We start from the raw sequence: 14,195 nt of genomic DNA, 5'->3' as shown, positions 1-14,195 counted from the left end.
GGGGGCCTTTCCGCTCGACTTGCATGTGTTAAGCACGCCGCCAGCGTTCGTCCTGAGCCAGGATCAAACTCTCCATCAAGGCACAACGACCACACAGGGGGCGAACCCCGCGCAGCCAAACCTTAAGGAAACAATCCCAGCAAGAACACGACCCCCCGAAAAGGGCCGTGCATTGCCTCAAAGAAATCCCCACCACCCCGGCAAACCGGAGTGGCCACGGGGGCGGCCAAACCGAGAAACCCGGTCCGACCGCATAAAGGCACTGGCTTTTAACACGCTGTTGAGTTCTCAAGAAACGGACACCCACCGCGCCGACCGCCCGCTCCCGCAGGCCCCGGCTCCGGGGCAACCCTTCAAACCTACCCGATCTGTCCCATATGTCAAACTCTGGGGCGATCGTCCCATTACGTCCGATGGCAGGCCACGAGTGGCTCACCTGTTCGGTGCGTAGTGGGTTCCCCATGAGGTCGGGCGCCTGTCGGCGCCCCGCTCCCCTTGGGGCGAGTAGAACAGTATGACCCGTCGCCGGGAGCGTCAAATCGGCCCCGTGAGACTTGAAACCCCAGGTCAGGTGTTCTTTTCAAGGCTCCCTACATGCCCACCACGGGGCGCTTGTAACCGCACTGTGACGTGTATCTACCGAGATTTGGCCTCGGCATGACGACCGCCCGCCCGGAACGGGTCCGGACGGGCGGTTTCACGCAGGCTCACGCAGGGTCGGGCGGGCTCAGGACGCGGTCACCTCGACCCCGCCCACGTTCCGCTTCCCCCGCCGCAGGACGAGGAACCGCCCGTGGAGCAGGTCGGAGGCGTCCGGCACGGCGTCCTCGGACTCGACCTTCGCGTTGTTGAGGTAGGCGCCGCCCTGCGTGATCGCCCGCCGCGCCTCCGACTTGCTCTTGCAGAGGCCGGAGGCGGCCAGCAGGTCGACCACGGACGGCAGCGCCCCCGGCGGCACCTCGGCGCGGGGAACCTCGGCGAGCGCGGCGCGCAGCGTCCGCTCGTCCAGCTCCTCCAGGGCGCCCTGACCGAACAGGGCGCGGGACGCGGCGATGACGCGCGCCGTCTCGTCCGCGCCGTGGACCAGGGTGGTCATCTCCTCGGCGAGGGCGCGCTGCGGCGCGCGCGCGGCCGGACGGTCCGTGCCCTCCTTCACCAGCGCGCCGATCTCTTCGTGCGAGCGGAAGCTGAACACCTTGAGGAACTTCTCGACGTCCCGGTCGTCCGCGTTGATCCAGAACTGGTAGAACGCGTACGGCGAGGTCAGCTCGGGGTCGAGCCAGTAGGTCTCGCCGCCCGCCGTCTTCCCGAACTTGGACCCGTCCGCCTTGGTGAGCAGCGGGGTGGTGAGCGCGTGCGCGCTACCGCCCTCGACGCGGCGGATGAGGTCGACCCCTGCGGTGAGGTTGCCCCACTGGTCGCTGCCGCCCGTCTGCAGCCGGCAGCCGTGCCGCCGGTACAGCTCGAGGAAGTCCATCGACTGGAGCAGGACGTAGCTGAACTCGGTGTAGCTCATCCCCGTGCTGTCGAGCCGGGCCTTGACGGTCTCGCGGGCGAGCATCCGGTTGACCGGGAAGTGCTTGCCGATGTCGCGGAGGAACTCGATGGCGGACATGGGGCCCGTCCAGTCGAGGTTGCTGACCATCGTCGCGCCCGTCGGGCTGTCGTCGAAGTCCAGGAACTTCGAGACCTGGCCGTGGATGCGCTCGACCCAGCCCGCGACGGTCTCCTCGGAATTGAGGACACGCTCCGCGCTCTTCCCGCTCGGGTCGCCGATGAGGCCGGTGGCGCCGCCGACGAGGCCGATGGGCCGGTGCCCGGCCCGCTGGAAGCGGCGCAGCGTGAGGATCTGGATCAGGTTGCCGAGGTGCAGCGAGGGCGCCGTCGGGTCGAAGCCGCAATAGAGGGTGACCGGTCCCGCGGCGAGCATGGCCCGCAGTTCGTCCAGGTCAGTGGACTGCGCGATCAAATCGCGCCACGCGAGATCATCCAGGATGTCGGTCACGGTCTCCCTCGTCTCCGGTTCGCTTTCGTGTGCCCACCAGGGTGCCCGGCGGGACGGGACGACGCCAGTCGATATCACCGTCCGCCGCGCGTGGGGACGGACTTCTTGCGCTGCCTCGGGACGTGCGGCCGGTACGGCGACACGGTGGGGTCGCCGTCGATCCAGAACCGCCACGGCACCTCCTTGGCGCCGTTCACGCCGGTGCGCGGACCCGTCCTGATGAGGGCCGGGTCGGCGGGCTCGCCCGCGTGGACGGTCAGGGAGCCGTCCGGCGCGCAGACGTCCAGGCCGTTCTGCTCGCGGGCGATGCCGAGCGCCTGGCACAGCCGCGCGGGCCCGCGGGCCAGGTCGCGGACGGACGAGCGCGGCCGCCGCTCCCGCGCGACGTCCTCCCCCGCGACGATCTCCCCGGCGCGGAGGAGGACGGCCATGGACGTCCCGTCCGGCCCGCAGACGAGGTTCATGCAGAAGTGCATGCCGTAGGTGAAGTAAACGTAGGCGTGGCCGGGAGGCCCGAACATGACGGCGTTGCGGGCCGTCCGTCCGCGGTAGGCGTGCGACGCGGGGTCGAGCGGACCGGCGTACGCCTCGACCTCGGTCAGCCGGGCCGCGACGTCGCCGTCCGGCGTGCGGTGGCGGAGCACCTGGCCGAGCAGCGCGGGCGCCACCTCGTCGACGGGACGGTCGAAGAAATCCCGGGGCAGCAGGGGCGGCAGGGGTGCGTTCATCGCCTCAACCCTACGGCGGCGGCGCGTGCGGTCCGGCCCGGGACGGGGCCGGTCAAGCGTCCGATCCGGCCGCCCAGGCGGCGTGCTCGTTGACGAGGCCGCGCAGCGCGGTGATCTGCTCGCCGACGCGGTCCGGCGCGGTGCCCCCGTACGCCTTGCGGGACGCGAGCGCGCCCTGGACGTTCAGCACCTCGCGGACGTCCGGCGTGAGGTGCGGCGACACCTTCGCCAGCTCGTCGTCGGTGAGGTCGTCGAAGTCCTTGTCGTTGACCTGGCACCAGACGACGAGGTGGCCGACGACCTCGTGCGCGTCGCGGAACGCGACCCCGCGCCGGACGAGCAGCTCGGCGAGGTCGGTGGCGAGCGCGAAGCCCTCCGGGGCGAGGGCCTCCAGGCGCTCGGTGTTGATCCGCATGGTCGCGATCAGCCCGGACATGGCGGGCAGGACGAGCAGCAGTGTCTCGACGGCGTCGAACGCGCCCTCCTTGTCCTCCTGGAGGTCGCGGTTGTAGGTGAGCGGCAGGCCCTTCAGCGTGGTGAGCAGGCCGACGAGGTGGCCGATGAGGCGTCCGGCCTTGCCGCGGGCCAGCTCGGCGACGTCGGGGTTCTTCTTCTGCGGCATGATCGACGACCCGGTGGCGTAGGTGTCGTCCATCTCGATCCAGCGGAACTCCTGCGACGCCCAGAGGCACACCTCCTCGCCGAGGCGCGACAGGTGCACGCCGACCAGCGCGGCGGCGAAGAGGAACTCGGCGACGAAGTCGCGGTCGGCGACGGCGTCCATCGAGTTGGGCGCGGCGGCGTCGAAGCCGAGCTCGGCGGCCGTGGCCCGCGGGTCGAGCGGCAGCGACGACCCGGCGAGCGCCCCGGAGCCGAGCGGGGAGATCGCGGCGCGCTTGTCCCAGTCGCGGAGCCGGGCGATGTCGCGGGTCAGCGGCTGGACGTGCGCGAGGAGCTGGTGCGAGAACAGCACCGGCTGCGCGTGCTGCAGGTGCGTCATGCCGGGCGCGGCGACGCCGAGGTTGTGCTCGGCCTGCGCGATCAGCGCGGTCTCCAGCTCGACCAGCCTGGACACGATCTGCCGGGCGTGGTCGCGCAGGTAGAGGCGCAGGTCGGTGGCGACCTGGTCGTTGCGGCTGCGGCCCGCGCGGAGCTTGCCGCCGAGCGCGCCGAGCCGCTCCAGCAGGCCGCGTTCGAGGGCGGTGTGGACGTCCTCGTCGGCGACCGTCGGGCGGAACTCGCCGGTGCGGCACGCCTCCTCAAGGTCGTCGAGGGCACCGATCATGCGTTCCAGCTCGTCGTCGGTGAGCAGCCCCGCCCGGTTGAGGACGCGGGCGTGCGCGCGCGAGCCCATCAGGTCGTAGGGGGCGAGCCGCCAGTCGAACTGGACGCTCACCGAGAGCCGGGCGAGCGCGTCCGACGGGCCGCCCTCGAACCGGCCGCCCCACAGCCGCGTCGGTGCCTTGGTCACGAATCTTCTCTCTTCCCACCGCTGGACGTTCGTCGTCTCATCTCACCACGCCCGCCGCGACACGGCGCGACGTGGGGACGCCGCGTCGCGGCGTCCCCACGTCGGCGTCGCGGCGTCCGCCACAGGGTACGGCGAAACCGCACCCCGCGGCGGGCGCGCCGCCCAGGTCAGACCTCGCGGTCGCGCTTGGCGGCGATCTTGCTCGGCAGGCTCCACAGCTCGACGAAGCCCTTGGCGAGGCTCTGGTCGAAGGCGTCGCCGGTGTCGTAGGTGGCGAGGTCGTAGCTGTAGAGGGACGCGCCGCTGCGCCGCCCGCTGACGACGGCGCGGCCGCCGTGCAGCGTCATCCGCACGTCGCCGGACACGTGCTTCTGCGCGTCGGCGATGAACGCGTCCAGGGCGTCCTTCAGCGGGGAGAACCAGAGGCCGTCGTAGACGAGCTCGCCCCAGCGCTGGTCGACGGACCGCTTGAAGCGGGCGAGGTCGCGTTCGACGGTGACGTTCTCCAGCTCCATGTGCGCGGCGATCAGCGCGATCGCGGCGGGCGCCTCGTAGACCTCGCGGCTCTTGATGCCGACGAGCCGGTCCTCGACCATGTCGATGCGGCCGACGCCCTGCGCGCCCGCGCGGCGGTTCAGCTCGTCGACGACCTGGAACGGGGTGAGCGGGCGGCCGTCCAGCGCGACGGGCACGCCGGACTCGAACGTGATGACGACCTCGTCGGCCTCGCGCGGCTCGGCGGGGTCGGCGGTGTAGTCGTAGACGTCCTCGATGGGGCCGTTCCAGATGTCCTCAAGGAAGCCGGTCTCGACGGCGCGTCCCCACAGGTTCTGGTCGATGGAGTACGGGGACTTGGCCGACACGTCGATCGGCAGGCCCTTCTCCTCGGCGAACGCGATGGCCTTGTCGCGCGTCCAGGCGAAGTCGCGGGCCGGGGCGATGATCTTCAGGTCGGGGGCGAGGGCGGCGAGCCCCGCCTCGAACCGGACCTGGTCGTTGCCCTTGCCGGTGCAGCCGTGCGAGACGGTCGTCCCGCCGAACCGCTTCGCGGCGGCGACGAGGTGCTTGACGATCAGCGGCCTGGACAGCGAGGACAGCAGCGGGTAGCGGTCCATGTAGAGGGCGTTGGCCTGCAGGGCGGGGACGCAGAAGTCCGCGGCGAACTCCTCCTTGGCGTCCACGACGACGGCCTCGGCGGCGCCGCAGGCGAGGGCCCGCTTGCGGATCTCCTCCAGGTCCTCGCCGCCCTGGCCGACGTCGACGGCGACCGCGATGACGTCGCCGCCGGTCTGCTCGGCGAGGTACGGGATGGCGACGGAGGTGTCCAGTCCCCCGGAGTACGCGAGTACGACGCGCTCGCTCATGATCGTTGTCTCCTGTGCTCGAAGTTTCGGGTTCCTGCGGGTGACGCGGGCTGGGACGGGGCCGGCTGGGCGGCCCTAGCTTCGTCGTTCGCGCCCGTCGGTCAGCCTGAGCAGCGCCTGCGCGACGGCGTCGCCGCCGTCCGGGTCGCGGGCGATGACGAGGATCGAGTCGTCGCCCGCGACGGTGCCGAGGATCGTCGGCCATTCGGCGTGGTCGATCGCCGAGGCCAGGTACTGCGCGGCCCCGGGCGGGGTCCGCACCATGACCAGGTTGGCCGACGCCTCGGCAGAGACGAGCAGCTCCGCGGCGAGCCGGGAGAGCCGTCCGGTGAACGTCTCGGCGGCGCCCGTGCGGGCCCGCCGGATCCGCTCGCCGCCCTCGCCGGGGACGGCGTAGATCAGGCTGCCGTCGTCGGCGCGCAGCTTCACCGCGCCGATCTCCACCAGGTCGCGCGACAGCGTGGCCTGGGTGACCTCGACGCCGTCGTCGGCGAGGTGCTTGGCGAGCTCGCCCTGCGAGTGGACGGGGTGCCGGGTCAGCAGCTCGATCACCCGGGCGTGCCGGGCGGCCTTGGTCATGGGGGTCGTCACGGGGAGCGCTCCAGCAGCCAGACGAGCAGCGCCTTCTGGGCGTGCAGGCGGTTCTCGGCCTCGTCCCACACGCGGCTCCGCGGCCCGTCCAGGACGGACGCCGCGATCTCCATGCCCCGGTAGGCGGGCAGGCAGTGCAGGACGATCGCCTCCGGCCCCGCCGCGGCGAGCAGCTCCTCGGTGATCGCGTAGGGCTCGTAGACGGCGGTGTCCTTGCCGTCCTGGCCCATGGACACCCACGTGTCGGTGGCGAGGATGTCGGCTCCGGCGGCGGCCTTCGCGGCGTCGTCGGTGACGGTCACGGACCCGCCGGTGGCGGCGGCGATCTCGGCGGCGCGGGCGACGACGGCCGGGTCCGGCGGCAGCGCCGCGGGCGCGCCGACGCGGACGTGCATCCCCGCGGTCGCGCAGCCCAGCAGGTAGGAGTGGGCCATGTTGTTCGCGCCGTCGCCGAAGTAGGCGAGGGTGAGGCCGGGCAGGTCGCCCTTCGCCTCCCGGACGGTCTGCAGGTCGGCGAGCACCTGGCAGGGGTGGAACTCGTCGGTGAGCGCGTTCACGACCGGGACGGTGGTCCCGGCGGCCATCTCCTCGACGCGCTCCTGCCCGGCCGTCCGCCAGACGATGGCGCTGACCTGCCGTTCCAGGACGCGGGCGGTGTCGGCGATGGTCTCGCCGCGGCCGAGCTGGCTCGTTCCGGCGTCCATCACGAGGGGGTTGCCGCCGAGCTCGGCGATGCCGGCCGCGAACGACAGCCGCGTCCGCGTGGACGGCTTGTCGAACAGGACGGCGACCGACCGGGGACCCGCCAGCGGGCGGTAGCCGAACCGGTCCTTCTTCACCTTGGCGGCGAGGTCGAGCACCTCGGCCTGCTCGGCCGGGGTGAGGTCGTCGTCGCGGAGGAAGTGCCTGGTCATGACTGGGTCTCCGGCTCGGCGGCGGCGAGGATCGCGGGGAACGCGTCCGTGAACGAGCGCGCCTCGTCGGCGGTCAGGACGAGCGGCGGGGCGATGCGCAGCGCGTCCGGCGCGACCGCGTTGATCAGGAATCCGGCGTCGCGGGCGGCGGCCTCCACGGCGGGCGCGTGCGGCCCGGTGAGGACGGCGGCGCGCCACAGGCCGCGGCCGCGCACGCCCGCGAGGAGGGGATGCTCGACGGCGCCGAGCCCGTCGGCCAGGATCTCCCCGATCTCGGCGGCGTGGGCGAGCAGGCCGTCCTTCTCGATGACGCCGAGGACGGCGAGGGCCGCGGCCGCGCTGACCGGGTTCCCGCCGAACGTGCTGCCGTGGTCGCCCTTGGCGAACAGGCCGCCGTGCTCGCCGAACGCGACGCACGCCCCGATCGGCAGCCCGCCGCCGAGGCCCTTGGCCAGCGTGAGCACGTCGGGCCTGGCGTTCTCGTGCTCGAACGCGAACCAGGCGCCCGTCCGTCCGATCGCGGACTGGATCTCGTCGGCGACGAACAGCGCGCCCGTCGCGTCGCAGATCTCGCGGGCGGCGGCGAAGTAGCCCGCCGGCGGCGGGACGACCCCCGCCTCGCCCAGCGTCGGCTCCAGGAACACGGCCGCGCAGTCGGCGGTCACCGCGGACTTGAGCGCGTCGGCGTCCCCGTACGGGACGAACCGCACGTCGATCGCGTACGGCCCGAACGGCTCCCGGATCGACGCCTTCCCGGTCAGGGACAGGGCGCCCATGCTCCGCCCGTGGAACCCGTTCTCCGCCGCGACGAAGTACGACCGGCCGTTCGCCTTCCCGTGCTTGATGGCGAGCTTCAGCGCGCACTCGTTCGCCTCGGTGCCGCTGTTGGTGAGGAACACCCGGCCGTCGCCGCCGAGCAGCTCGCGGAGCCGCTCGGCGAGCCGCACCTCCGGCTCGTGCAGGAACAGGTTGGACGTGTGCGCCAGCGTCGCGACCTGCGCGGACACGGCCTCCACGAGCGCCGGGTGGGCGTGCCCGAGCGAGCTGACCGCGATCCCGGCGATCAGGTCGAGGTAGGCGCGGCCGTCCGCGTCCCAGACCCGGCAGCCCTCGCCGCGCGCCAGCGCCAGCGGCGGGACGCCGTAGTTCGGCATGAACGCGGCCTCGTACCGCCGCCTGAGGTCGCTCACGCCGTGTCCTCCTTGACGTCCGGGCCGCCGGGGAGGCTGGGCAGCACCATCGTTCCGATCCCTTCGTCGGTGAAGATCTCCAGCAGCAGCGCGTGGGGGACGCGGCCGTCGAGCACGTGGGCCTGCGGGACGCCGCCGCGCACGGCCGCGAGGCACGCCTCCATCTTCGGCACCATCCCGGACGACAGGTCCGGCAGCATCGCGGCCAGCTCGTCGGCGGTGAGGCGGTCGATCACGTCGTCGGCGCCCTGCTCGCGGTCCGGGGACCAGTCGGCGTAAAGGCCCTCGACGTCGGTGAGGACGACGAGCTTCTCCGCGTCCAGCGCGACCGCGAGCGCGGCGGCGGCCGTGTCTGCGTTGACGTTGTAGAGCTCGCCGTCGTCGCCGCGCGCCACGCTGGAGATCACCGGGACGCGGGCGTCGTCCAGCAGCGACCGGACGGCCCCGACCTGCACCTCGACGATCTCGCCGACCTGGCCGATGTCGACGGGCGCGCCGTCCACGACGGCCCGCTTGCGCTCGGCGGTGAACAGGTTCGCGTCCTCGCCGGACATGCCGAGCGCGAACGGGCCGTGCCGGTTGATCAGCCCGACGACGTCCCGCTGCACCTGGCCGGTCAGCACCATCCGGACGACCTCCATGGCCTCCGGCGTCGTGACCCGCAGCCCGGCGGTGAACGTCGAGTCGATGCCGTTGCGGGCGAGCGCCGCGTTGATCTGCGGCCCGCCGCCGTGCACGATCACCGGCCTCAGCCCGGCGTAGCGGAGGAACACGACGTCCTCGGCGAACGAGTGCCGCAGCTTCTCGTCGGTCATCGCGTGCCCGCCGTACTTGATCACGACGGTCTTGCCGTGGAACCGCTCCAGCCACGGGAGCGCCTCGATCAGCGTCCCGGCCTTGCCGAGCACGCCCGCGCGGTTCTTGCGGAGCTCCGCGCCGCTCGTGCCGGCGCTCACGTGGAGTACGCCGAGTTCTCGTGGACGTAGTCGGCCGTGAGGTCGGTCGTCCAGACGGTCGCGCTGTGCGGCCCCGCGGACAGGTCGACGGTGATCGTCACGTCTCGCGGGCGCAGGTCGACCCTGTCGCGGTCGTCGCCGAACGAGCCGTTCCGGCACACCCACACGCCGTTGATCGCGACGTTCACCTCGTCCGGGTCGAACACGGCGTCGGTGGTGCCGACGGCGGACAGGACGCGGCCCCAGTTCGGGTCCTCGCCGTGGATGGCGCACTTCAGCAGGTTGTTGCGGGCGATGGAGCGTCCGACGGTGACCGCGTCGCCGGTGGACGCGGCGCCGACGACCTCGATCGCGATGGCCTTGGACGCGCCCTCGGCGTCCACGAGGAGCTGCCGGGTCAGGTCGGCGCAGACCTCGGTGAGCAGCGCGGTGAACTCCTCCTCGGCCGGGACGACCTCCGCCGCGCCCGACGCCATCAGCAGGACGGTGTCGTTCGTGGACATGCAGCCGTCGGAGTCGAGCCGGTCGAGGGTGACGCCGGTCGCCGCGCGCAGCGCCCGGTCCAGGGTCTCGGCGGGCAGGTCGGCGTCGGTGGTGATGACGCTGAGCATGGTCGCGAGGGACGGCGCGAGCATCCCCGCGCCCTTCGCCATCGCGCCGATCATGTAGCCGCCCGCGCCCTGCCGGAAGGAGATCTTCGCGACGGTGTCGGTGGTGCGGATCGCGTCCGCGGCGGCGAGCCCGCCGTCGCCGCGGGTCAACTCGGCGGCGGCCTTGTCGACGCCGGTGAGCAGCAGGTCCATCGGGAGGCGCTCGCCGATCAGGCCGGTGGAGCAGACGGCGATCTCGCCCGCCGAGTCCTCCAGCAGGTCGGCGACCTTCTCGGCGGTGGCGTGCGTGTCCTGGAATCCGGGCGCGCCGGTGCAGGCGTTCGCGCCGCCCGCGTTCAGCACGACGGCGCGGACCCGCCCGCCCTTCAGCACCTGCTCCGACCACAGGACGGGCGCGGCGCGCACGCGGTTGCGGGTGAACACGCCCGCCGCCGCGCGGGACGGCCCGTCGTTGACGACGAGGGCGACGTCGCGGTTGCCGCTCGGCTTCAGCCCGGCGACGACGCCGGCGGCGCGGAAGCCCTTGGGGGCGGTGACGCTCAAGGGGAGACTCCGATCGTGGTGAGCCCGAGTTCTTCCGGGAGGCCGAGTGCGAGGTTGGCGCACTGCACCGCGCCGCCCGCGGTGCCCTTGGTGAGGTTGTCGACGGCGGCGACCGCGACGACGCGGTCCGCCGCCTCGTCCAGGGCGACCTGGACGAGGACCGTGTTGGCGCCGAGCGTCATGGACGTCGCGGGCCACCGCCCGTCGGGCAGGAGCCCGAGGAACGGCTCGGCGGCGTAGGCGTCGGCGTAGGCGGCGCGCAGCGCGCCGGCGGTCGCGCCGGGACGCGCCTTCGCGGTGCAGGTCGCGAGGATGCCGCGGCTCATCGGCGCGAGCGTCGGCGTGAAGGAGACGGTGACCGGCTCCCCCGCCGCCGCGCTCAGGTTCTGGACCATCTCGGGTGTATGCCTATGCGACCCGCCCACGGCGTAGGCGGACACCGAGCCCATGACCTCGCTGCCGAGCAGGTGCGGTTTGAGGGACCGTCCGGCGCCCGAGGTGCCGGACGCGGCGACCACGACGGCGTCCGGCTCGGCGAGCCCGGCGGCCAGGGCCGGGAACAGCGCGAGCGAGACGGCGGTCGGGTAGCAGCCGGGGACGGCGACGCGCTTCGCGCCGCGCAGCGGCTCGCGGTGGCCGGGCAGTTCGGGCAGGCCGTAGGGCCAGGAGCCCGCGTGGGGCGTGCCGTAGAACTTCTCCCAGGCCGCCGGGTCGGTGAGCCGGTGGTCGGCGCCGCAGTCGATGACCAGCACGTCGTCGCCGAGCTCGGCGGCGAGCGGGCCCGACTGCCCGTGCGGCAGGGCGAGGAACACGACGTCGTGCCCGGCCAGCGTGTCCGGGGTGGTCTCGGCCAGGACGCGCCCGGCCAGGGGTCGCAGGTGGGGCTGGTGCGCGCCGAGCTCGGTGCCCGCGTTGGTGCCCGCCGTGAGCGCGCCGATCTCGAACTCTGGATGTCCCGCGAGGATGCGCAGCAGCTCGCCGCCCGCGTACCCGCTGGCGCCGGCGACCGCCGTCCGGATTCCCATGTCCCGCTCTGCCCTTCGAAGATGACAAGCAAGAGTATGCATGACCATGGATTCCTATTCAACGTCGGCCCGTCGTTCGGGACGGGGTGAGACGAGCGCCACAGCGTCAACCTGTGTTGACAAGTGGGCGAATGTCAACCTAGATTGACATCCGTGATCACGAAAGTAGTTAGGGAGCTAAAGATTTGCTCTCTAACCATCAGTCGCCTAACATCCCCGCCATGGAGAACCTCGGCATCGGCGGCCTCGCGGCGCCGGGACCCATGGAGGAGTGGCCGATCGGGCGGCTGTTCGCCATCGCGTCCCGCCTCTCGGGCCCCGTCGTGTGGCGGATCATCGAGCGGCACGGCATCAGCCCGGCGGGCTACTTCCTGCTGCGCGAGCTCATCGCCGAGGACGGGCTGCGGGCCGGCGAGATCGCGAAGCGGATGCTCGTCACCCCGGCGACCGTCACCTCGGTCGTCGACACGCTGGAGCGCAACGGGCACGTCCGCCGCGAGCGCTCCTACCGCGACCGGCGCGGCGTGATGCTGCGCATCACCGACTCCGGCCGCCGCCTGGTCGCGGAGAAGTCCGGGCCGATCGGACGCGACCTCGGACGCCTCTACTCCGTGGTCGACGAGGGCGACGAGGCCGCCGTCCGGCGGTTCCTGCTCAACCTCATAAAACAGTTCGAGAACTTCTCCACCGCGGAGGACGATTCGGACGGACCTGAAGCGAAGGGAGACGGCGCGTGACCAAGCCGCCGCAAGCCGCGCCACCAGAGACCGCGTCCCCGGAGGCCGCGTCCCCGGAAACCGCGTCCCCGGAAACCGGGTCGGGAGATGCCGCGGCGCCGGAGGCCGACCGGCCCGAGACCGCCGTGCGCACGGTCGGGCTGAAGAAGACCTATGCCGCGTCCGGCCAGCGTCCCGAGGTGCCCGCCGTGCGGGGCATCGACCTCGACGTCCGGCGCGGCGAGTTCTTCGGCCTGCTCGGCCCGAACGGCGCGGGCAAGTCGACCACCATCGGCATGCTCACCACCCTCGTCGTCCCGACCGGGGGCAGCGCCACCGTCTGCGGCCTCGACGTGGTGAAGGACGCCGTGGCGATCAAGCGCCGCATCGGCGTCGTGTCGCAGCAGAACAGCCTCGACAGCGACCTGGACGTCTTCGAGAACCTGGAGTTCCGCGGGCGGTACTTCGGGCTGAGCGCCCGCGACGCCCGCCGCCGCGCCGACGAGTTGCTTGAGCTGTTCGGGCTGACCGAGCAGCGCGGCGGCAAGCCGTTCGAGATCTCGGGCGGGCAGGCCAAGCGCGTGATGATCTGCCGGGCCCTCATGCACGGCCCGGAGGTCCTGTTCCTGGACGAGCCGACCGCCGGGCTCGACCCGCAGACCCGCACCAACCTGTGGGAGGTGCTGCGCGGCCTCCAGGCCGGCGGGCAGACGATCGTGCTCACCACCCACTACATGGAGGAGGCGGAGGCGCTCTGCGACCGGGTCGCCGTCGTCGACCACGGCGAGGTCCTCGCCAGCGGCACGGTGGACCAGCTCAAGTCGAACGCGGGCGCCGACACCGTGATCACCGTGGCCTACGACGCGGCCGCGCCGGAGGAGGTGCGCAAGCTGTCCGACCGGAAGGGCATCAGCAAGGTCGAGATCAACGACGGCCAGGTCCGGGTGTTCGCGTCCGAGCCGGACGGCCTGCTCGGCGAGCTCGTCGCGATCGGCGCGGGCGCGGGCGTCGGCGTCACCGACGCGACCCAGCTCCGGCCCAGCCTGGAGACCGTCTTCCTCACCCTCACCGGAAGGGACTACCGCGAATGACCGCGTCCGCCGCTCCGGCCGCTCCGGCCGCCCCCGCCAAGCTCTCCCCGCCGCCCCCCGCGCGCGCGACGCTGGCCCGCACGTTCGGCGCGATGATGGCGCGCGAGGCGCGGGTCATGCGCAAGAACTTCGTGTCGACGTTCACCCGGGTGCTGGTGCAGCCGGTGATGTTCGTCTTCGTGTTCGCCTACGTCCTGCCGAAGCTCGGCGGCGGCGCGATGGCGGGCGGGGCGGGCGGGCCGACGTTCTCCACGATCCTGCTGCCCGGCCTCATCGGGTCCTCGATCATCATGCAGGCGATGATGGCGGTCATCTTCCCGCTGATGATGGAGCTGACCTGGCAGAAGTCGATCACCGACCGGGCGCTGGCGCCGGTGCCGATCCCGCTGCTGGCCGTCCAGAAGATCATCGCGGCGGCGACGCAGGGGCTGATCGGCGGGCTGCTGGTGTTCCCGGCCGTGCTGTTCATCCACGCCGACGGCGAGGCGCCCAAGGTGCACGTGGACAACTGGCCCGTCCTGATCGTGGTCATGGTGGTGGGGTCGCTGCTGTCCGCGTCCGGCGGGCTGCTGCTCGGCACGCTGCTGAACCCGCAGAAGGTCCAGATGCTGTTCGCGATGGTGCTGCTGCCGATGACCATGCTCGGCTGCGTGTACTACCCGTGGTCGGCGCTGGAGAACATCCGCTGGCTGCAGATCCTCAGCCTGTTCAACCCGCTCGTGTACGTGAGCGAGGGGCTGCGCAGCGCGCTGACGCCCGAAGTCCCGCACATGCCGACCTGGGCGTTCCTGCTCGCGATCACCGGCGGGACGGCCCTGCTGACCTGGGCCGCGACCCGCATGTTCACCAAGCGCGTCCTCACTTGATCCGCCCAGGGGGGCGACCCCCTGGAACCCCCGTCGCGACGCAGGCGATCCTCACGACGCCGTGTCGGTTCGTCCCGCCCGTGCGGGTACGCGTGGCGTCGCTGCGGTCGCCTGCGTCGGCGGG

Annotated in this window: 13 protein-coding genes and 1 rRNA gene; 3 read left to right on the top strand and 11 right to left on the bottom strand. The window is 72.3% G+C overall.

The window, feature by feature from the left end; genetic code table 11:
- From ACH01S_RS41105 to argC, 11 genes are all read right to left on the bottom strand, one after another.
- A 16S ribosomal RNA gene (locus ACH01S_RS41105) occupies nt 1–79 on the bottom strand; the annotation flags it as partial.
- A gap of 648 nt (nt 80–727) precedes the next feature.
- On the bottom strand, nt 728–2,005 hold the full coding sequence (gene tyrS, locus ACH01S_RS41100; RefSeq protein ID WP_067905652.1) for a tyrosine--tRNA ligase: 1,278 nt from the start codon (nt 2,003–2,005) through the stop codon (nt 728–730).
- A gap of 74 nt (nt 2,006–2,079) precedes the next feature.
- On the bottom strand, nt 2,080–2,733 hold the full coding sequence (locus ACH01S_RS41095; RefSeq protein ID WP_067905650.1) for a DNA-3-methyladenine glycosylase: 654 nt from the start codon (nt 2,731–2,733) through the stop codon (nt 2,080–2,082).
- 52 nt (nt 2,734–2,785) lie between these two features.
- Nucleotides 2,786–4,204, bottom strand: coding sequence for an argininosuccinate lyase (gene argH, locus ACH01S_RS41090; RefSeq protein WP_067905649.1), 1,419 nt, complete (start codon nt 4,202–4,204; stop codon nt 2,786–2,788).
- Nucleotides 4,205–4,371: 167 nt separating this feature from the next.
- On the bottom strand, nt 4,372–5,568 hold the full coding sequence (locus ACH01S_RS41085; RefSeq protein WP_067905647.1) for an argininosuccinate synthase: 1,197 nt from the start codon (nt 5,566–5,568) through the stop codon (nt 4,372–4,374).
- A 75-nt stretch (nt 5,569–5,643) separates the two neighbouring features.
- The gene (locus tag ACH01S_RS41080) at nt 5,644–6,147 is read right to left on the bottom strand and encodes an arginine repressor (protein WP_067905644.1); all 504 of its coding nucleotides are present in this window, start codon (nt 6,145–6,147) and stop codon (nt 5,644–5,646) included.
- 8 nt (nt 6,148–6,155) lie between these two features.
- Entirely contained in the window at nt 6,156–7,073 is a 918-nt protein-coding gene (gene argF, locus ACH01S_RS41075; RefSeq protein WP_067905642.1) for an ornithine carbamoyltransferase, read from the bottom strand.
- Nucleotides 7,070–8,227 carry an acetylornithine transaminase gene (locus tag ACH01S_RS41070; protein WP_067905657.1) on the bottom strand — a complete coding sequence of 386 codons (1,158 nt, stop codon included), beginning with the start codon at nt 8,225–8,227 and terminating at the stop codon, nt 7,070–7,072. The genes argF and ACH01S_RS41070 overlap by 4 nt, the downstream gene beginning before the upstream one ends.
- A gap of 32 nt (nt 8,228–8,259) precedes the next feature.
- The gene (gene argB, locus ACH01S_RS41065; RefSeq protein WP_067905641.1) at nt 8,260–9,219 is read right to left on the bottom strand and encodes an acetylglutamate kinase; all 960 of its coding nucleotides are present in this window, start codon (nt 9,217–9,219) and stop codon (nt 8,260–8,262) included.
- The gene (gene argJ, locus ACH01S_RS41060) at nt 9,216–10,373 is read right to left on the bottom strand and encodes a bifunctional glutamate N-acetyltransferase/amino-acid acetyltransferase ArgJ (protein ID WP_067905639.1); all 1,158 of its coding nucleotides are present in this window, start codon (nt 10,371–10,373) and stop codon (nt 9,216–9,218) included. The genes argB and argJ overlap by 4 nt, the downstream gene beginning before the upstream one ends.
- Entirely contained in the window at nt 10,370–11,398 is a 1,029-nt protein-coding gene (argC, locus tag ACH01S_RS41055) for an N-acetyl-gamma-glutamyl-phosphate reductase (RefSeq protein WP_067905636.1), read from the bottom strand. The genes argJ and argC overlap by 4 nt, the downstream gene beginning before the upstream one ends.
- A gap of 221 nt (nt 11,399–11,619) precedes the next feature.
- Between argC and ACH01S_RS41050 the strand changes: the two genes are divergently transcribed.
- From ACH01S_RS41050 to ACH01S_RS41040, 3 genes are read left to right on the top strand one after another with little or no spacing between them, the layout of a single operon-like run.
- Complete coding sequence (locus tag ACH01S_RS41050) at nt 11,620–12,135, top strand: MarR family winged helix-turn-helix transcriptional regulator (RefSeq protein ID WP_067905634.1); 516 nt, start codon at nt 11,620–11,622, stop codon at nt 12,133–12,135.
- Nucleotides 12,132–13,205, top strand: coding sequence for an ABC transporter ATP-binding protein (locus tag ACH01S_RS41045; protein ID WP_083981729.1), 1,074 nt, complete (start codon nt 12,132–12,134; stop codon nt 13,203–13,205). The genes ACH01S_RS41050 and ACH01S_RS41045 overlap by 4 nt, the downstream gene beginning before the upstream one ends.
- Nucleotides 13,202–14,071 (top strand): ABC transporter permease, encoded by an 870-nt coding sequence (locus ACH01S_RS41040; protein ID WP_083981728.1) that lies wholly within the window; start codon nt 13,202–13,204, stop codon nt 14,069–14,071. The genes ACH01S_RS41045 and ACH01S_RS41040 overlap by 4 nt, the downstream gene beginning before the upstream one ends.
- Nucleotides 14,072–14,195: the final 124 nt, after the last annotated feature.

The sequence above is a fragment of the Actinomadura chibensis NBRC 106107 genome (genome assembly GCF_001552135.1).
Classification (GTDB): Bacteria; Actinomycetota; Actinomycetes; order Streptosporangiales; family Streptosporangiaceae; genus Spirillospora; species Spirillospora chibensis.
This window is presented reverse-complemented; position numbering and strand designations above follow the sequence as displayed.

Excerpts from the sequence above, each read along its gene's own strand:
- ACH01S_RS41095 (WP_067905650.1), bottom strand. The coding sequence starts at position 2,733 with ATGAACGCACCCCTGCCGCCCCTGCTGCCCCGGGATTTCTTCGACCGT.
- ACH01S_RS41085 (WP_067905647.1), bottom strand. The coding sequence starts at position 5,568 with ATGAGCGAGCGCGTCGTACTCGCGTACTCCGGGGGACTGGACACCTCC.
- ACH01S_RS41080 (WP_067905644.1), bottom strand. The coding sequence starts at position 6,147 with ATGACCAAGGCCGCCCGGCACGCCCGGGTGATCGAGCTGCTGACCCGG.
- argF (WP_067905642.1), bottom strand. The coding sequence starts at position 7,073 with ATGACCAGGCACTTCCTCCGCGACGACGACCTCACCCCGGCCGAGCAG.
- ACH01S_RS41070 (WP_067905657.1), bottom strand. The coding sequence starts at position 8,227 with ATGCCGAACTACGGCGTCCCGCCGCTGGCGCTGGCGCGCGGCGAGGGC.
- argC (WP_067905636.1), bottom strand. The coding sequence starts at position 11,398 with ATGGGAATCCGGACGGCGGTCGCCGGCGCCAGCGGGTACGCGGGCGGC.
- ACH01S_RS41050 (WP_067905634.1), top strand. The coding sequence starts at position 11,620 with ATGGAGAACCTCGGCATCGGCGGCCTCGCGGCGCCGGGACCCATGGAG.
- ACH01S_RS41040 (WP_083981728.1), top strand. The coding sequence starts at position 13,202 with ATGACCGCGTCCGCCGCTCCGGCCGCTCCGGCCGCCCCCGCCAAGCTC.